The following is a 17922-nucleotide window of genomic DNA, read 5'->3' on the forward strand; positions in this document are numbered from 1 at the left end:
GGCTCACCCCCGAAAACTTCACGAAGGGAACCGGACATGGGTCCCCATCCTGCGGTCGCGGCGATACGCCTGGCGGTACGCCGCGTCCTCCACGACATCCTCACCGAGCAGACCGCACACCGGACCGCCGGGCACGCGCCCCACGAGCGCCCTTCCCCGCCGCTCGTGCTGGTGGCCTGCTCGGGCGGTGCCGACTCCGTGGCGCTCGCCTCCGCCCTCGCCTTCGAAGCCCCCAAGCTCGGCATCCGCGCCGGCGGCATCACCGTCGACCACGGCCTCCAGCCCGGCTCCGAGCTGCGGGCCGAGGAGGTCGTCCTGCGCCTGCGCGGGCTCGGTCTGGACCCGGTCGAGTCCGTCGCCGTGACCGTCGGGCGCGGCGGCGGCCCGGAGGCCGCCGCCCGTGACGCGCGCTACACCGCCCTGGACGCCATCGCCGAACGCCACGGCGCCACCGCGGTCCTCCTCGGACACACCCGCGACGACCAGGCCGAAACCGTCCTGCTCGGCCTCGCGCGCGGCTCCGGTATCCGATCCCTGTCCGGCATGGCCGCGGTCTCGGGGGCCGACGGCCGCTACCGCCGCCCCTTCCTCCATCTCGACCGGCAGACCGCCCGCAAGGCGTGCATGGCCCAGTCCCTGCCCGTCTGGGACGACCCCCACAACACCGACCCCTCCTACACCCGCTCCCGCCTGCGGCACGAGGGCCTGCCCGCCCTGGAGAAGGCGCTCGGCAAGGGCGTCGTCGAGGCACTCGCCCGCACGGCCCAGCTCTCCCGCGACGACGCCGACGCCCTCGACGCCTGGGCCGGCCGGGCCGAGGCCGCCGTGCGCGACGCGTCGGGCCTCTTGGAGTGCGCCAAGCTCTACGCCCTGCCCCCCGCCGTCCGCCGCCGGATCCTGCGCCGGGCCGCCATCGAGGCCGGCGCCCCGGCCGGATCCCTCTTCGCCCGCCACATCGAGGAGGTCGACCGCCTGATCACCGGCTGGCGCGGCCAGGGAGCCATCAACCTGCCGGGCAAAGTCGTCGCCCAGCGGCAGGGTGGCAGACTGGTGATTCGGCAAGGCTGAAAGACGCCCCCTGGGGGGTGCCGGTCGTCCCTTCGGGGAGCACCGGTCAGCCGCGCGAGCGAGCCGACGGGGCACGCCGCTGTCGAACAGGGAGAGCGTGCTCGATCGGGCCGCGCGGTCCGGGGCCGGAATGCGGCGTCCGCCGCGCGGCGGACGTCCGGGTACGGCCGACCGTCGACGGCGGCACCGGAACCCGGAGGCGGACGAGCGACAAGTGCGGGACGACCGAAAGTGGTGCGGGTGGACGCGAAAGACATGGGTGCCGACCTCAAGCAGGTGCTCATCACCAAAGAAGAGATCGACGCCAAGCTGGCCGAGCTGGCCGCGAAGATCGACGCGGAGTACGCGGGCAAGGACCTGCTGCTCGTCGGCGTCCTGAAGGGCGCGGTGATGGTCATGGCCGACCTGGCCCGGGCCCTGTCCACCCCCGTCACCATGGACTGGATGGCCGTGTCCTCCTACGGCGCGGGCACCCAGTCCTCCGGTGTCGTGCGGATCCTCAAGGACCTCGACACCGACATCAAGGGCAAGCACGTCCTGATCGTCGAGGACATCATCGACTCGGGTCTGACCCTGTCCTGGCTGATCTCCAACCTCGGTTCGCGCGAACCGGCCTCCCTCAAGGTGTGCACGCTGCTGCGCAAGCCCGAGGCCGCCAAGGTCGCCATCGAGGTGGAGTGGGTCGGCTTCGACATCCCGAACGAGTTCGTCGTGGGCTACGGCCTCGACTACGCCGAGAAGTACCGCAACCTCCCGTTCGTCGGTACGCTCGCGCCTCACGTCTACGGCGGCTGAACCCCGGGGCCCGGCCGCCGTCCGCGGCGGCGGGAGCCTTGGTCCCGTTCTTTCCAAGACGCTCGGGAACCCCACGGGGTTTCGCGCCGTTGGAGGATGCGTGAGCGGTATCCCACTCGTTCCCTGCGGCTGCGGGTGACAATCCTGGGGTACCGTCGGAAGAACTGTCTTTATCAAACTCACTATGGCAGGAGGGACGGGGCGGCACCGCTCCGTGTGGATGGACGTGAAGCGATACTTCCGTGGGCCGGTCATGTGGATCGTGCTGGCCGTCCTTGCCGTGGTCGTGTTGATGCAGGTCGTCGGCTCTTCGGGCGGCTACAAGACGGTGGACACCGGCAAGGTCGTTGCGGCGATCAATGACAACAGGGTCGAATCGGCCAAGCTGACCACCGGCGACGAGCAGGTCATCAAGGTCTCGCTCAAGAACGGCGAGAAGGTCGACGGCAGCTCCAAGATCCAGGCGAGCTACATCGGCGACCAGGGCGTGAACCTGGCCAGCACCCTGCAGGACAAATACCAGAACAAGCAGATCCCGAAGGGCTACACGGTCTCGCCGTCGAAGCAGAACCCCTTCGTCGGAATCCTGCTCTCCCTGCTCCCCTTCGTCCTCATCGTGGTCGTCTTCCTGTTCCTGATGAACCAGATGCAGGGCGGCGGCTCCCGGGTCATGAACTTCGGGAAGTCCAAGGCGAAGCTCATCACCAAGGACACCCCCAAGACGACGTTCGTGGACGTCGCGGGCGCGGACGAGGCGGTCGAGGAACTCCACGAGATCAAGGAGTTCCTCCAGGAGCCGGCCAAGTTCCAGGCCGTCGGCGCCAAGATCCCCAAGGGTGTGCTCCTCTACGGCCCGCCCGGTACGGGCAAGACGCTGCTCGCCCGCGCGGTCGCCGGCGAGGCGGGTGTCCCGTTCTACTCGATCTCGGGTTCCGACTTCGTCGAGATGTTCGTCGGTGTGGGTGCCTCCCGGGTCCGTGACCTGTTCGAGCAGGCCAAGGCGAACGCTCCGGCCATCGTCTTCGTCGACGAGATCGACGCGGTCGGCCGTCACCGCGGCGCCGGCCTCGGCGGCGGTCACGACGAGCGCGAGCAGACCCTGAACCAGCTGCTCGTCGAGATGGACGGCTTCGATGTGAAGGGCGGTGTGATTCTCATCGCCGCCACGAACCGTCCCGACATCCTCGACCCGGCCCTCCTGCGGCCCGGCCGTTTCGACCGCCAGATCGCGGTCGACCGCCCGGACATGCAGGGCCGTCTGGAGATCCTCAAGGTCCACCAGAAGGGCAAGCCGGTCGCCCCGGACGTCGACCTGGCGGCCGTCGCCCGCCGCACCCCGGGCTTCACCGGCGCGGACCTGTCGAACGTGCTGAACGAGGCGGCGCTGCTGACGGCCCGCAGCGACCGCAAGCTGATCGACAACCAGATGCTGGACGAGGCGATCGACCGTGTGGTCGCGGGCCCGCAGAAGCGGACCCGGATCATGTCGGACAAGGAGAAGAAGATCACCGCGTACCACGAGGGCGGACACGCCCTGGTAGCGGCGGCCTCGCCGAACTCCGACCCGGTTCACAAGATCACGATCCTGTCCCGCGGCCGCGCACTCGGCTACACGATGGTGCTCCCGGACGAGGACAAGTACTCCACGACCCGCAACGAGATGCTGGACCAGCTGGCCTACATGCTGGGCGGCCGCGCGGCCGAGGAACTCGTCTTCCACGACCCGACCACGGGCGCGGCGAACGACATCGAGAAGGCGACCGCGACGGCGCGCGCGATGGTCACGCAGTACGGCATGACCGAGCGCCTCGGAGCGATCAAGTTCGGCGGTGACAACACCGAGCCGTTCCTCGGACGTGAGATGGCGCACCAGCGCGACTACTCGGAAGAGGTCGCGGCGCTCGTCGACGAAGAGGTCAAGAAGCTCATCGAGAACGCTCACAACGAAGCGTGGGAGATCCTGGTCGAGAACCGCGACGTCCTCGACAACCTGGTGCTCGCGCTGCTGGAGAAGGAGACGCTGGGCAAGGAGGAGATCGCCGAGGTCTTCGCCCCCATCGTCAAGCGTCCGCCGCGGCCGGCCTGGACCGGGTCCTCGCGCCGCACCCCCTCCACCCGCCCGCCGGTGCTCTCCCCCAAGGAGCTGGCGCTGACGAACGGGGCGAACGGCGCCACCCCGGCGATCGCCAACGCGACGGAATCCCTCCCCGCCACGGAGGCGGCCCCGGAGGACCGCCGCGAGAGCTGACCCACAGCTCCCCCGGGCCCACCAGGGCCGGAATTTCAGCCGCGCCCCCCAGGTTCTAGCCTGGGGGGCGCGGCACGTCCGTGGGGCCGCACATCAGACACGCAATCCGTGCGCGTCGCAGGCGCAGGAACGAGGCACCAGATGACCGACCCGGTGACGCTGTACGGCGAGGGCTCGATCGGTGAGTTCGACGAGAAACGAGCCGAGAACGCCGTACGGGAACTGCTCATCGCGGTCGGGGAGGACCCGGACCGCGAGGGGCTGCGCGAGACGCCGACCAGAGTGGCGCGGGCCTACCGGGAGATATTCGCGGGCCTGTGGCAGAAGCCGGAGGACGTCCTGACGACGACGTTCGACCTCGGTCACGACGAGATGGTGCTCGTGAAGGACATCGAGGTGTTCTCGACGTGTGAGCACCATCTCGTGCCGTTCAGGGGAGTCGCCCACGTGGGCTACATCCCGGCCGCCACCGGCAAGATCACCGGCTTGTCCAAGCTGGCCCGGCTCGTGGACGTCTATGCGCGCCGGCCGCAGGTGCAGGAGCGCCTGACGACGCAGATCGCCGACTCGCTGATGGACATCCTCGAACCGCGGGGTGTGATCGTCGTGGTCGAGTGCGAGCACATGTGCATGTCGATGCGCGGCATCCGCAAGCCCGGCGCGAAGACGATCACGTCGGCGGTGCGCGGTCAACTGCGGGACGCGGCCACCCGCAACGAGGCGATGAGCCTCATCATGGCGCACTGAGGCCCGCAGCCCGCAGGCCCTGCGAGGCGCCCCTCCGAGCGTCAGGAGACCGGTGCGGTCCCGCCGTTGTGGTGCTCGTCGTCGTCCTCCGGGAGCCGGCAGACCCGCTCCAGGAAGAAGGCCGCCGCTATGACGCCGATGCCTGCCACGACCGAGAAGCCGGCGTAGATCGCCTGGTCACGGCGGGCGGGGATGTCCAGGGACTCCAGGAGGAAGGCGCCCGTGCCGCCGTACATGCCGGCGACCAGGGCTGCGACCAGGGCGCTCGCCTGGCCGAAGACGACCGCGCGCGCCGCCATCAGCGGGTCGACGCCCTTGGCGCCGGGACGGCGTTCCCGTTGCGCCCTGAGGCGGGAGCGCAGGGAGAGCGCCGTGGCCAGCAGGACCACGGCGATCAAGGCGAGGACGATGGGCGCGGCCAGGGGGACGCGGGGCAGCGTGCCCACCGAGTTCCATAGGCGCGCGCCCGCCCAGGACAGCACCCCGGCCACCACGAACACCGCCGCCAGCGTCCTGATGCGCAGCTCTCTCACGATGTCCCTTCGTCGGCCCGGTGGTCGCCCGCACACGGTCGTCGGGCGGGAGGATCCCCGGTCCGGTAGACCTTAACGACTACTCGGGCAGCCGGAGTTCCAGGTCGGCCCGTGGCGTGACCCCGTGCCGGGGGACGGCGGCGAGCAGGTCCGCCACCGGGCCGCGGCCGGGGACGCGGGCCTCCGGGTCCAGATCGTGCCACGGGGCGAGGACGAAGGCCCGCTCGTGGGCGCGCGGGTGGGGGAGGGTCAGCACCGGATCGTCGGACACGGCGTCCGCGTACGTGACGATGTCCACATCGAGGGTGCGTGCCCCCCAGCGTTCATCCCGCACGCGGTGGAACGCCTCCTCTATCGCGTGGGCCCGCTCCAGGAGGGACGAGGGCGGAAGGGTGGTCTTCAGCACGACCACCGCGTTGAAGTACGCCGGCTGGCTGCCCCGCTCCACGCCCCACGGCTCCGTCTCGTACACCGGCGAGACCCCTTTGACGCGCACGCCCGGGGTGTCCTCGAGCGCGTCGACCGCGCCCTGGAGCGTCTCCAGCCGGTTGCCCAGGTTCGACCCCAGCGAGATCACCGCGCGCTTGGGGTTCTGCAGGGTGGTGTCGGCCGCGTCCACGCGTTCCACGACGGAGGCGGGCACCGGCTGCACGGTCGGGTCGCTCTGACCCCCGGCGAAGAAGGCGGTCATACTCGGCTCCGGGTGATGGTGACGGTCACGTCGTCGAACGGCACCGTGATCGGGGCGTCCGGTTTGTGGACGCAGACCTCGACCTCCAGGACCGGGGCGTGCTTGAGGCAGGACAGGGCGATGCGCTCGGCGAGCGTCTCGATGAGGTCGACGGGCTCTCCCCCGACCAGGGCCACGACCTCCTCCGCCACGACGCCGTAGTGCACCGTCTTCGACAGGTCGTCGCCGGCCGCGGCCGGCCGGGTGTCCAGGCCCAGGACGAGGTCCACGATGAAGGTCTGGCCCTCTTCGCGCTCCTTGGGGAACACACCGTGGTGCCCGCGGGCCTTCAGGCCGCGCAGCGCGACACGATCCACGCGAATCACTCCTGCAATCGTCGGTAGCGGCGGGTACTCACCGAGCGCGGTCGGCACACCAGCCTCGAACGAATCTACCTGCGGGCACTGACAGCGCTCGCTCACGGGGTCGCGCGCCCGTGTGACGGTCAGGAGCGTTCATCGGACGTTTTCCCCAGGGAACACGGCGGCTCACGGGTCGGTCAGCGGCCCCTACCCAGGAGCAGGCGGATCCAAACGAGCGTCCTTACGAGGGGGACTCGTCCTCCTCCTCGTCACCGGACTCGGTCAGGACGGGGGAGGCGTGGTGCGACCACAGCTTCCAGCCGTCGGGGGTGCGGCGGAACACGTTCGTGGCGACCACCAGCTGGCCGACGAGGGGACCCAGCTCGTCGCTGTCCTCGGGGGCCGGACCACCGCTGAGGATGTTCTCGGTGCAGGTGACCAGGGCGGTGTCACCGGTCACGGAGACATGGACGTCCGTGAGGAAGAACTGGATGTACTCGGTGTTCGCCATGATCAGCGCGTACGAGCGCAGGACCTCGCCGCGGCCGGTCAGCACGGGCCAGCCGGGGTGCACGCAGGAGATCACGCCGGTGTCCGCCGGGTCGTGGTACTCCTCGTCGACGCCCAGGTCGGAGGGTGCCAGCCACAGCGACGACAGCTCCTCGAAGTCACCCCGCTCCATCGCCTCGTAGAAGGCGGTGTTGGCCTGCTCGACCTGCTCGACATCCGTGTGGGCGGTGCTCACCGGGCTCCTTCGATGGCGCGTGCGACGCGTACGGCGTCCGCTGTCGCGCGCACCTCGTGCACGCGCACCGCCCAGGCGCCGGCCTGTGCGGCGAGGGCGGAGACGGCGGCCGTGGCCGCGTCGCGTTCGCGGGCGGGCGGCGGTGCGCCTTGCGGACCGGCGAGGACGCGTCCCAGGAAGCGCTTACGGGAGGCAGCCACCAGCAGGGGGTGGCCAAGGCCGTGCAGGCGGTCCAGATGAGCGAGCAGCGCCAGGTCGTGTTCGGCCTCCTTGGAGAAGCCGAGGCCGGGGTCGACGACGATCCGGTCGGGGGCGATGCCGCCCTCCAGGACGGCCTGCACACGCGCGTGCAGCTCGTCGACGACCTCGGTGACGACGTCCCGGTACACGCCCTCGACGTTGCCGCCCTGCAGGAAGCCGCGCCAGTGCATGACCACGAAGGGGGCACCCGCGGCCGCGACGACCGGGATCATCGCCGGGTCGGCGAGGCCGCCGCTGACGTCGTTGACGAGGGCGGCGCCGGCGGCGAGGGACTGTTCGGCGACGGAGGCGCGCATGGTGTCCACGGAGACGGTGACGCCCTCGGAGGCGAGGCCGCGGACGACGGGGATGACGCGCCTGAGCTCCTCGGCCTCGTCGACGCGGGTGGCGCCCGGGCGGGTGGACTCGCCGCCGACGTCGACGAGGTCGGCTCCCTCGGCGACCAGGTCGAGGCCGTGCTTGACCGCGGTGGTGGTGTCGAACCAGCGGCCGCCGTCGGAGAAGGAGTCGGGGGTGACGTTGACCACACCCATGACCGCGCAGCGGTCCCATGTCGGAAGGCCCGCCACGTGGCCCCGCCCGGTCTTCGTGCTCATACGTTCAGCGTAGGCCCCGCCGCCTCCCGGGTCCCCTCACGGGGCGGGCCGGCGGTGTCACGAGCCACGCGTCGGGGGCGGGCCGGCCCGGACATGCGGCGGCCCGAGCGGGGGCCCCAGGGCTCGGGCGGGCCGGGGGCCCTCGCTCGGGCCTGTCCGTGGTGCGGTACCGCCTCGCGGTCTGTGCCGGCCGTTCCCGGCTCTCCGCGGCGCCGCGCCGCCGTGCAGCCGCGCTTCGGGCCCGGCTACGCGGCTCGGACCCCGTGCTCGGCCACCCTGTGGGCGCACGGGCGCGGGGCCGGCGCGGTGCGGCGCAGGAAGCGCGGCAGCGCCACGTTCACGAAGCCCTCCGCCCGCATGGCCGCCAGGCCGATGCGCGGGAGGTCGCGTGAGGAGGCGTACACCACGAAGCGCGGCTCCCAGCGTGGCTGGAACTTCGCGTTGAACTTGTACAGGGACTCGATCTGGAACCACCGCGACAGGAAGACCAGCAGGCCCCGCCACGCCCGTAGTACCGGGCCCGCGCCGATCTTCTCGCCGCGGGCGAGCGCCGAGCGGAACATCGCGAAGTTCAGCGAGACGCGCTCGATGCCCAGCCTCGGCGCGGCCTGGAGCGCGGCCACGATCAGCAGTTCGTTCATGCCCGGGTCCGCCGAGCGGTCGCGGCGCATCAGGTCCAGCGAGACCCCGTCCGTGCCCCACGGGACGAAGTGCAGGACGGCCTTCAGATCGCCGTACGGGCCCGTCTCCGCGTCCTCCGTCTTGTGCGCCGTGGCGATCAGGCAGTTTCCGTCGGCCGGGTCGCCGATGCGGCCGAGCGCCATGGAGAAACCGCGCTCGGTGTCCGTGCCGCGCCAGTCCTCGGCAGCGCGTCGTATGCGCTCCAGTTCGCTCTCGCCGAGGTCACGGATGCGCCGTACCCGGGTTTCGTAGCCCGCGCGCTCGATCCGCTTCACCATCTGGCGCACGTTGCGCATCGCGCGCCCGGAGAGCGAGAAATCCGCGACGTCCACCACCGCCTCGTCACCCAGTTCGAGGGCGTCCAGGCCGGTCTCGCGCGTCCACACCTCGCCGCCGGTCTCCGAGCAGCCCATGACCGCCGGGGTCCAGGAGTGGGCCTTCGCCTCGTCCATGAAGCGTTCGATGGCGCCGGGCCATGCCTCCACGTCGCCGATCGGGTCGCCGCTGGCCAGCATCACGCCCGACACGACGCGGTAGGTGACCGCCGCCTTGCCGCTCGGCGAGAAGACCACCGCCTTGTCGCGGCGGAGCGCGAAGTGGCCGAGGGAATCGCGGCCGCCGTGCTTCTCCAGCAGGGCGCGCAGCCGGGCCTCGTCCTCCTCGGTGAGCCGGGCAGCCGGGTGTTCGGGGCGGAAGGCCAGGTAGATCGTGGTGACCGCGGTCAGCAGGCCGAGCGCGCCGAGCGAGAAGCCCACCGTCCAGGAGGTGCTGTCGGTGTAGTCGACCGGGCCCTCGAAGCCGAACAGGCCGTACAGGACGTGCTCGATGCGGTCGGACAGGCTCGGGTTGCCGACCATGCGGTGCGGGTGAACGCTGACGATGATCAGGCCGAGGCCCAGGGATCCGGCGCCCATGAGCACGAAGTTGGCGAGCGCCCGCCAGCGGCTGCGCGGGTCGGGCAGTGCCTCGAACTCACTGCGGTGGCGTACCAGCGGCAGGAGCAGTGCCAGCGAGATGAGGACGCCGATGACGGAGTGGCGGTAGACGAACTGCGCCACGGCACCCGCCGGGAGGAGCGCCACAGCCGCGCGCCACGCCCTGCGCTTGCGCCGCCGCAGCCCGTGCGCGAGGAGCAGCAGGAGGACTCCGGCGCTCAGGGACAGGGCCGCCGCGAACGGGCCGAGCGATCCCGGCAGGACCTCGACGAGGCGGTGCATGCGGCTGTTCCGGAAGCGCGGGAAAACGCCCGCGGCGACGTCCAGGAGCCCCACGAGCGTGCAGGCCCTGGCGACCAGAGCGGGAACGACTTCGGGGCGCGGCCCACGGACCATGCGCCGCAGCACACTTGATCGCCCCGGAACCTGGCCCGACTTTTCCCCATCTATCCTGACAGACATCGCATCCCGAGTTCTGCGAGAGACCTTGAGTCCGGTGACCGATTCGGGCATCCGGCGACATTGCGCCCTCTAGGACGGTGTCTTGGGGAGAGAGGTTCACTCCCCAGCACAAAGCCGGTTCAAAGCCGAAGGAAAGTCCGGGGCAAGTCCGTGCGACGGTACGGGCACGCCCCACCGACGGAAAGCGCGGGCAGGGGAACAGGTCATGGGTCTCACGAGCAACAAGGTGCTGGTGCTGGCGGTCATGTTCGCCGTGCTGCTGTTCGTCGGCACGGTGTGGCACTGGCCGCGCCTGGCGCGGCGGAACTGGCGGGCCGTCAGCGGACGGGTCGGTCTGCTGTTCTGCACCCAGCTGGCGATTTTCGCGTCGGTCGGACTGGTGGCCAACCAGGCGTTCGGCTTCTACGCCAGCTGGGCGGACCTGTTCGGCCAGGAGAAGGGGCAGGGTGTGGTCGTCGACCACGGCGCCGCCGGGTCGAGCGGCGGTCCCCTGCAGGTGGTCGACACGCTGCCGGTGAGTGTGGCGGGCGGTACGCGGCCGCAGTTCGGCGGCCAGATCCAGAAGGTCGGCATACTGGGGCGCACCAGCCGTATCGCCACACCCGCGTACGTGTATCTGCCGCCGGAGTACTTCCAGCCGCGGTACCGGACGCGTACGTTCCCCGCGGCCGTCGTGCTCACCGGCTACCCGGGCACGGCCGCGGCGCTGTTCAAGAAGCTGCACTACCCGCAGACGGCGCACGAGCTGGCCAAGGACGGCAGGATGCAGCCGATGATCCTGGTGATGCTGCGGCCGACCGTGGCGCCACCGCGCGACACGGAGTGCGTGGACAGCCCGGGCGGGCCGCAGACCGAGACGTTCTTCGCGAAGGACCTCCCCGAGGCGGTCGCGGCCCACTACAGGGTGGGAAGGAGACCCGGCAGCTGGGGCATCGTCGGCGACTCCACGGGCGGCTACTGCGCGCTGAAGCTGGCGATGCACCATCCGGAGGCGTACGCAGCAGGAGCGGGCCTGTCGCCGTACTACAAGGCGCCCGTCGACCCGACCACGGGAGACCTCTTCCGCGGCAAGGCCGAGCTGCGCAACCGCGCGGATCTGTGGTGGTGCCTCAAGCACATGCCGGCGCCCGACACCTCACTGCTCGTCACCAGCAGCAAGGTCGGCGAGGCCAACTACAAGTCCACGCTCAAGTTCATCGCGCAGGTGCAGGCCAGGAAGCCGACCCGGATCTCGTCGATCATCCTGGACAGCGGCGGCCACAACTTCAACACCTGGCGGCGTGAGATTCCCGGAACGCTGCAGTGGATGAGCGGGCGGCTCAGCGACCGCTGAGCGCGCGAACGGGGGGCGCCGCCCGGAATTCCGCACAATCCGGAGGAGGCCGGTTCCACCGTGGAAGCGGCCTCCCGGCGTTGTGCCGGGCGGATGCCGGATTATTCGCCGGACGACGTGCGATCGGGTGCCCGGGAGGGGGCGGGAGATCAAGATCCGGGCCGGGCAAACAGCTGATCTTGTAAGGCCGGTCGGGGACTCGGAAGGCCGGTCGGGGACTCGGAAGGCCGGTCGGGGACTCGGAAGGCCGCGGGGCCGCGGAAGCCCGCGGTGGAAGAAGCCTGATCGGGAAGGCCGGCCGAAGAGAAAGCGCCGGATTCGGGAGGTGTGTGTTCCGTTTCGGTGTTCTCGGAGCTGTGTGAGGGTCTTGCGGTGGCCGTGTTTTTACCGCGCGGGGCACCATCATTCGCCTACGCGCGGTAAGTTTCTGGCCATGCCACGTGGACGTCATCGCCATTCACCACCCTTGCACAGGCTGTTGCCTCCTTCGGCGATCGCCGGCGTCTCCGTCGTGTGCGCCGTGGGGCCCTGGTTGTCCACGGAGCCGCTGATGCTCCGTGCGCTGGCCGCGGGTGCCGCGGTGGCGGCGGTCGTCGGCGCGGTCGTCATGCGCCGCTGGGACGCGGCCGCGGGTAAACAGGTCGCCGACCTGGTACGGGCGCGTGCGGGCGACGAGTGGCGCCACGAGGAGCGGGTCGCCGAACTGGAGACCGACCTCGAGGAGTCGCGCGAGCTGCGCACCAAGCTCGAACAGAAGCTGCGTGCCAAGCGCGCCGAACTGGCCAAGCTGCGCAACGAGCACGCCGCCCTGCTGCGGCGGTACGCCACGGCGGAGACGGAGCGGGCGAGCGCACTGGAGGGCCGCCGCCTGCTGGAGATCGAGGCGACGACTCCCGCGCGGGCGCTGCCCGCGGGGGGGACCCCGGCCCCCGCCGGGCAGGACGCGCCGGACCCCGCCGGGGACGTGACCGCCGGAGCGGACGTACGGGACGGCGCACCGGATCCCGAGGACGTGGCAGCCCCGGCCGCGGCCGGGCGGGAGAACGACGCCGAGCCCGTGAACGGTGCTGAACCGGGGGACGACGCCGAGCCCGGGACGTCGGGTCCGCAGGTGTTCTCCCCGGCGGGCTCCGCGCTCTTCCTGCGGGCCGACTCGGCGCTGACGCGGCTCATCGGCGAGGAGGCCGACGCGGCTGAGGAGGCCGACGCCGGGCAGGAGGCCGAGGCCGCCGCCGAGTCGGAGGACGACGCCCCGAAGGCGACCGCTTCCGCGGAGGAGGACGAGGGGGTGCGGGCGGGCGCCGCCACGGACGGCGACGAAAGCGCCGAGACGTCCGCGGACGCGAAGGGCCAGGGCGCCCCCGACGCGGCGGACGCCCCTCAAGCGGTGGACGGCGCCGCGCCCGCCGGGCGCGCACGCGGCGGCGCCCGCAGGACGTCCGCGGCCCGTGCGAAGACCCCGGCCCGGAAGGGCGGCCCCCGCAACGGCGACCGCACGCAGCGGGACTCCGCCGGGAGCGGCGGTGCCGAGGCCGGTGTCACGGAGAGCGGCTCCGGTGAGGAGGGCGGGCCGGAGGGGCAGCCCCCGGCGGCCGACGGGCGGGAGCACGCGGCCGCCCCGGCCTCGCAGCAGCCCCAGCCGGCCGTCAGCAAGCCGGCCCACACCACCGGGCACTTCACCGTGCCGACCGCCGTCGCCGTCGTGCCGCCGGCCCCGCGCCGGCGCCCGGCCGTCGAGGGCGGGTTCGACTTCTTCGGCACGCAGAAGCCGCGGGAGACCGGTCAGTCCGTGCCGTCCGTGCAGAACGAGGACCTCGCCGACGTCGTCGGCCAGGAGGCGCTCGCGGTGCACAAGGCGGAGTCCGAGTCCGGCTTCAAGCCCGTGGATCCGCAGGCGCGCGCCGTCGGCCAGGTCATCGACCTGACGGCCCATGACGAGACGGAGCAGATCGACGTCGAGGGGCTGCGCACCGCGGCCTCCTGAGCACACCGGACGCGGGTGAGGGGCGGCGGCACACGACGTGCCGCCGCCCCTCACACCGTTCCGGCGGCTCGCAGGCGTCCCCCTAGGCCATCCACCGGTCCGGCGGGGCCTCCCGCCGCCCCGTACGGGACCGGTCCGCCTGCGCGTACAGCAGTGCCGCCGCCTTCCGGGCGTCCCGCAGGCGCGCCGTCACCGTCTTGTTCGCGCCGGTGTCCACGTGCACGTCGGCGACCCGCTTGAAGCGCTGCCACGGCCCCTGCGTCAGCCGTACGCTCTGCACCTTCGCGTGCGGCACGAGCGCCAGGCTGCGGCGCAGCAGGCCGTGACGGGCCGCGAAGACCGTGTCGGTTACGGCGAGACCGTGGCCGCGCCACCACAGCGGTACGCACCAGCCCGCGCGACGTGGCGGCCGGGACAGGGAGGTGGGCACGGTCACGCCGGGCAGTATCCGTGCGACCAGCGACTCGGCCACCGCGCGCGGGGCGACCGGCACCAGCACCGAGTTCGACGAGCCCGCCACATCCAGTTCCACCCGGACCCAACCTCCCCCGCTCTCGGCTGCGCTCGAGCGGGGGGACCCCCATCGCCGCCACAGCAGCGGCTCCACGATCCGTACGGTCTGCACCCGCCCCGGCGGCACCGTCTCGTGGGCCCGGTCCAGCAGCCCGTGGTCGATGCGGAGCCCGTCCGGCGACTCGCTCACGGTCCAGTCGTAGGCGCGGACGAACTGCCCGACGGTCCTCGTGGCCGCTCCGCCGGCCAGCGGCAGCCCGATGACGAGCACCGACCACAGGCTGTGCGTGACGAACCACAACAGGGGCGGCACGACCAGGGCGGCGAGCAGCGAACCCCAGGTGGCGCCCGTGAGGAGGAGCGAGACGGCCAGCGCTCCCGGTGCCACGCGCAGCAGCGGGCGCACCGGCGCCTCGCCCACCTCACGTGCCGTCTCGGGCGCGAAACCGGCGGCGCGGGCCAGGAGCTCGGCGCGCAGCGCCCGTGCCTCGCCCTCGCTCAGGTAGGCGAGTTCGTCCTTCTCGGCCGTGCCGACGGCGTCGAGCCTGAGCTTGGCGACGCCTGCCACGCGGGCCAGCAGCGGCTGGGTGACGTCGACGGCCTGCAGCCGGTCGAGGCGGATGTGCGCGGTGCGGCGGAACAGCAGGCCGGTACGGATGCGCAGTTCGGTGTCGGTCACCGCGTAGTGCGTGAACCACCAGCTCAGGAAGCCGTACAGGGAGGCTGCCGGGACGAGTACCGCGAGCCCGGTCAGGAGGGTGACCGTGGTGAGCCTCGTCAGCTGCTCGTGCGCCTGGTCCGGGTCGTGCGCGGCCCAGCCCATGAGCACGGCGACCGGCGCCCAGGCGCGCCGCAGCGGGGTCACCGGGTGCAGCCGTCGCTCGGTGACCTCCCGCGGCTCCCGCCCGCCGGCCCGCCCGCCGGGCTCTTCCGCGGGATCCGCGCCGGGCCGTTCGCCGGGAAGCGCTCCGGGCGCGCTCACAGCCCCGCCGATCGGGCCTCGCCCAGTTCGGTCAGCCGGTCCCGCAGCCGTTCCGCCTCGGCCGGGTCCAGGCCGGGGATGGTGGCGTCCGTGGCAGCGGCTGCGGTGCGCAGCTGGACGGTCGCCAGCCCGAAGCGGCGCTCGACGGGACCGGAGGTGACCTCGACGAGCTGCATGCGCCCGTAGGGCACCACGGTCTCCTCGCGCCACAGCACGCCCCGGCGGATCAGCAGGTCGTCGGCCCGCTCGGCGTACCGCCAGGACCGCCAGTTGCGGCCCACCAGCACCCAGCCCCACAGCAGCAGGGCCATCGGCGGCAGCGCGAGGAGCGCCCAGCCGGGCCCGGCGAGCAGGCCGAGCAGCAGCCCCAGGACGACGGCCGGCAGTCCCAGCCACACCATCAGCAGCAGCCGCCGCATCCGCAGCAGCCCCGGCGGCAGTCCCCTCCAGGAGGGTTCGCCGCCCTCCGGCACAGTCCCCGTTCCCATGCCGCAAGCGTACGTACGACAGACTGTGTGCATGACTCCTACGACGGAGACCATGGTCGGGATCGGCGGCGCCGCGGAGAGCACCGACATGGTGCTCAACATCGGGCCCCAGCACCCGTCCACGCACGGCGTGCTGCGGCTGCGGCTCGTGCTGGACGGCGAGCGGATCATCCACGCCGAGCCGGTCATCGGCTATATGCACCGGGGTGCGGAGAAGCTCTTCGAGGCGCGCGACTACCGCCAGATCATCATGCTGGCCAACCGCCACGACTGGCTCTCGGCCTTCGCGAACGAACTGGGCGTGGTCCTCGCCGTCGAGCGGATGCTCGGCATGGAAGTTCCCGAGCGCGCGGTCTGGATGCGCACCCTCCTCGCGGAGCTGAACCGGGTGCTGAACCACCTGATGTTCCTCGGCTCGTACCCGCTGGAGCTCGGCGGCATCACCCCGGTGTTCTACGCCTTCCGGGAGCGCGAGGAACTCCAGGACGTCATGGAGGAGATCTCCGGCGGGCGCATGCACTACATGTTCAACCGCGTGGGCGGCCTCAAGGAGGACCTGCCCGCGGGCTGGACCGCACGCGCGCGTACCGCCGTCGCGGAGGTGCGCTCCCGGATGGACCGGTTCGACGACCTGGTGCTCGGCAACGAGATCTTCCGGGGACGCACCCGGGGCGTCGGCGTCCTCGCGCCGGAGACCGTGCACGCCTACGGCGTGAGCGGGCCCATCGCGCGCGCCTCCGGGGTGGACTTCGACCTGCGCCGTGACGAGCCGTACCTGGCGTACGGGGAGCTGCGGGACACCCTGAAGGTCGTCACCCGGCAGGAGGGCGACTGCCTGGCCCGCTTCGAGTGCCTGCTGGAACAGACGCACAACGCCCTCGACCTGGCCGACGCCTGCCTGGACCGGCTGGCCGAGCTGCCGCCGGGGCCCGTCAACCAGCGCCTCCCCAAGGTGCTCAAGGCGCCCGAGGGGCACACCTACGCCTGGACCGAGAACCCGCTCGGCATCAACGGCTACTACCTGGTCAGCAAGGGTGAGAAGACCCCGTACCGGCTGAAGCTGCGCTCCGCCTCGTACAACAACATCCAGGCGCTGACCGAGCTGCTTCCCGGGACGCTGGTCGCGGACATGGTGGCGATCCTCGGCTCACTGTTCTTCGTGGTCGGGGACATCGACAAGTAGTCCCCCGAGTAGTCCCCCGAGAGAGCCGCCCGGAATGCCGACGGGCTGGAGGAGCCAGCCGAAGTCGCCGAGACCGCCGGGCGCGGTGAGCTCGGCGGCGGCTGCGGCGTCCGCGAGGGCGCGCACGTAGGCCGCGGGGGCGGTGGAGGCGAGGGCCAGCGGGGGGCGCGCGCCGCTGATGCCCAGGGCGTGCAGGGCCGCGCGCTGGGTCAGCAGGCGTGCTCCCGGCAGGGCACAGGCGTCCAGTGCCACGTGTGCCGTGATGTCGCAGGAGCCGTCCGGGACGGGGGCGGTCTGCCGGCCGGAGCGGAACCCGGTGAGTGTCCCGAAGGGGGGCCGGGCGCCTGCGCGGTGCGCGTAGTCGACGGCGACGGCCAGACCGCGGTCCAGGGCGGCCACGGCGGCGGCCCAGGCGGTGTCCCTGGGGAGGCCGATCTCGGCGCGGTGCCCTTCGGCGGACAGCGGCCACCAGCGCTCCAGCCACCGCGCCCGCGCGCCCGCGACCGGCTCCCCGAGGCGTTCGGTGCCGTCCCGCCGTACGAGCACCAGGCGGGGCACGCCGTCCGGGCCGGCCTCCACGACGTCGACCGGCACGTTGTCCAGCCACTCGTTCGCGAACAGCAGCCCGGTGACTCCCTCCGGGAGCTCATCGCGCCACTCGATCCGCTCGTCGAGGCCCGCGGGCCGGTCCGCGACCTCGACGGCGTACACCCGCGCCCGGGCGGCGACATCCGGTGGCAGCGCGGCCAGGACTCCAGCGGCCAGCTCACCCCGGCCGGCGCCCATGTCCACGAACGCAGCCTCCGCGGGCCGCCCCAGCGCCGCGTCGATCCGGCACAGCAGCCGGGCCACGGCGCCGGCGAAGAGGGGTGAGGCGTGCACGGAGGTGCGGAAGTGCCCCGCGGGCCCCTCCGTCCGGCGGTAGAACCCGTCCGGCCCGTACAGTGCCTCCTGGGCCGCCGCACGCCATCCGCGCCACCCGCCGTCCGCCTCGTCCGCCACGCGCTCAGGCTAGGCCCTGTCGTCACGCTCCTGGCGCCGGGCACAGGACCAGGCCGCACTGGGCGGGGCGGCGATCCACCGAGCAGCCGCGCGCCCGCTGTCCGCGCGGCCCGTGTGGCCCGCGCCGGTCCATGTGGCCCGTGCGGTCTGTGCGGCCCCTGTGGCCCGTGCGACCCGTGCGCTCCGCGTCGGCCCGTGTGGCCCGTGCGCTCCGTGTTGGCCCTGCGGTCTGTGTGGCCCGTGCGCTCCGTGCTGGCCCGTGCGGTCTGTGTGGCCCGTGCGCTCCGTGTTGGCCCGTGCGGTCTGTGTGGCCCGTGCGCTCCGTGTTGGCCCG

General features: G+C 72.2%; 16 protein-coding genes. 7 read left to right on the forward strand and 9 right to left on the reverse strand.

Annotation, left to right across the window (positions count from 1 at the left end):
• The first annotated feature begins 36 nt into the window (after positions 1-36).
• The 4 genes from tilS (at position 37) to folE (ending at position 4858) form a co-directional block, all read left to right on the forward strand.
• Positions 37-1068, forward strand: coding sequence for a tRNA lysidine(34) synthetase TilS (gene tilS / locus ACFSL4_RS25405; protein WP_381087331.1), 1032 nt, complete (start codon positions 37-39; stop codon positions 1066-1068).
• Positions 1069-1323: 255 nt separating this feature from the next.
• On the forward strand, positions 1324-1863 hold the full coding sequence (hpt, locus tag ACFSL4_RS25410) for a hypoxanthine phosphoribosyltransferase (RefSeq protein ID WP_381087451.1): 540 nt from the start codon (positions 1324-1326) through the stop codon (positions 1861-1863).
• A gap of 220 nt (positions 1864-2083) precedes the next feature.
• Positions 2084-4111, forward strand: coding sequence for an ATP-dependent zinc metalloprotease FtsH (ftsH, locus tag ACFSL4_RS25415; RefSeq protein WP_381087453.1), 2028 nt, complete (start codon positions 2084-2086; stop codon positions 4109-4111).
• A gap of 141 nt (positions 4112-4252) precedes the next feature.
• Positions 4253-4858 carry a GTP cyclohydrolase I FolE gene (gene folE / locus ACFSL4_RS25420; RefSeq protein WP_381087334.1) on the forward strand — a complete coding sequence of 202 codons (606 nt, stop codon included), beginning with the start codon at positions 4253-4255 and terminating at the stop codon, positions 4856-4858.
• Between the two features lie 41 nt (positions 4859-4899).
• On the opposite strand, the gene ACFSL4_RS25425 is transcribed toward folE, so the two are convergent.
• The 6 genes from ACFSL4_RS25425 to ACFSL4_RS25450 form a co-directional block, all read right to left on the reverse strand.
• A complete protein-coding gene (locus ACFSL4_RS25425) occupies positions 4900-5391 on the reverse strand; it encodes a DUF3180 domain-containing protein (RefSeq protein WP_381087337.1) in 492 nt (163 codons plus the stop codon).
• A 79-nt stretch (positions 5392-5470) separates the two neighbouring features.
• Entirely contained in the window at positions 5471-6082 is a 612-nt protein-coding gene (gene folK, locus ACFSL4_RS25430) for a 2-amino-4-hydroxy-6-hydroxymethyldihydropteridine diphosphokinase (RefSeq protein ID WP_381087340.1), read from the reverse strand.
• Positions 6079-6438, reverse strand: a complete 360-nt coding sequence (folB, locus tag ACFSL4_RS25435; RefSeq protein ID WP_381087343.1) for a dihydroneopterin aldolase — start codon at positions 6436-6438, stop codon at positions 6079-6081. The genes folK and folB overlap by 4 nt, the downstream gene beginning before the upstream one ends.
• Before the next feature lie 226 nt (positions 6439-6664).
• Positions 6665-7168: a nuclear transport factor 2 family protein gene (locus ACFSL4_RS25440; protein WP_381087346.1), complete on the reverse strand. Its 504-nt coding sequence runs from the start codon at positions 7166-7168 to the stop codon at positions 6665-6667.
• Positions 7165-8025 (reverse strand): dihydropteroate synthase, encoded by an 861-nt coding sequence (gene folP, locus ACFSL4_RS25445; protein ID WP_381087349.1) that lies wholly within the window; start codon positions 8023-8025, stop codon positions 7165-7167. The genes ACFSL4_RS25440 and folP overlap by 4 nt, the downstream gene beginning before the upstream one ends.
• 245 nt (positions 8026-8270) lie before the next feature.
• Positions 8271-10103, reverse strand: coding sequence for a phosphatidylglycerol lysyltransferase domain-containing protein (locus ACFSL4_RS25450; RefSeq protein ID WP_381087352.1), 1833 nt, complete (start codon positions 10101-10103; stop codon positions 8271-8273).
• 205 nt (positions 10104-10308) lie between these two features.
• Between ACFSL4_RS25450 and ACFSL4_RS25455 the strand changes: the two genes are divergently transcribed.
• Both ACFSL4_RS25455 and ACFSL4_RS25460 read left to right on the forward strand, forming a co-directional pair.
• Entirely contained in the window at positions 10309-11436 is a 1128-nt protein-coding gene (locus ACFSL4_RS25455; protein ID WP_381087355.1) for an alpha/beta hydrolase, read from the forward strand.
• Positions 11437-11869: 433 nt separating this feature from the next.
• Entirely contained in the window at positions 11870-13420 is a 1551-nt protein-coding gene (locus ACFSL4_RS25460; protein WP_381087358.1) for a hypothetical protein, read from the forward strand.
• An 82-nt stretch (positions 13421-13502) separates the two neighbouring features.
• On the opposite strand, the gene ACFSL4_RS25465 is transcribed toward ACFSL4_RS25460, so the two are convergent.
• Together ACFSL4_RS25465 and ACFSL4_RS25470 are read right to left on the reverse strand one after the other, a co-directional pair.
• Positions 13503-14915, reverse strand: a complete 1413-nt coding sequence (locus ACFSL4_RS25465; protein WP_381087361.1) for a PH domain-containing protein — start codon at positions 14913-14915, stop codon at positions 13503-13505.
• Complete coding sequence (locus tag ACFSL4_RS25470) at positions 14912-15403, reverse strand: PH domain-containing protein (RefSeq protein WP_381087363.1); 492 nt, start codon at positions 15401-15403, stop codon at positions 14912-14914. Before ACFSL4_RS25470 ends, ACFSL4_RS25465 begins: the two co-directional genes overlap by 4 nt.
• A 31-nt stretch (positions 15404-15434) precedes the next feature.
• On the opposite strand from ACFSL4_RS25470, the gene ACFSL4_RS25475 reads away from it, so the two are divergent.
• On the forward strand, positions 15435-16586 hold the full coding sequence (locus tag ACFSL4_RS25475; RefSeq protein WP_381087365.1) for an NADH-quinone oxidoreductase subunit D: 1152 nt from the start codon (positions 15435-15437) through the stop codon (positions 16584-16586).
• On the opposite strand, the gene ACFSL4_RS25480 is transcribed toward ACFSL4_RS25475, so the two are convergent.
• The gene (locus ACFSL4_RS25480) at positions 16551-17588 is read right to left on the reverse strand and encodes an SAM-dependent methyltransferase (RefSeq protein WP_381087368.1); all 1038 of its coding nucleotides are present in this window, start codon (positions 17586-17588) and stop codon (positions 16551-16553) included. The genes ACFSL4_RS25475 and ACFSL4_RS25480 overlap by 36 nt on opposite strands.
• Positions 17589-17922 lie beyond the last annotated feature (334 nt).

Source organism: Streptomyces caeni, from assembly GCF_042678285.1.
GTDB lineage: Bacteria > Actinomycetota > Actinomycetes > Streptomycetales > Streptomycetaceae > Streptomyces > Streptomyces caeni.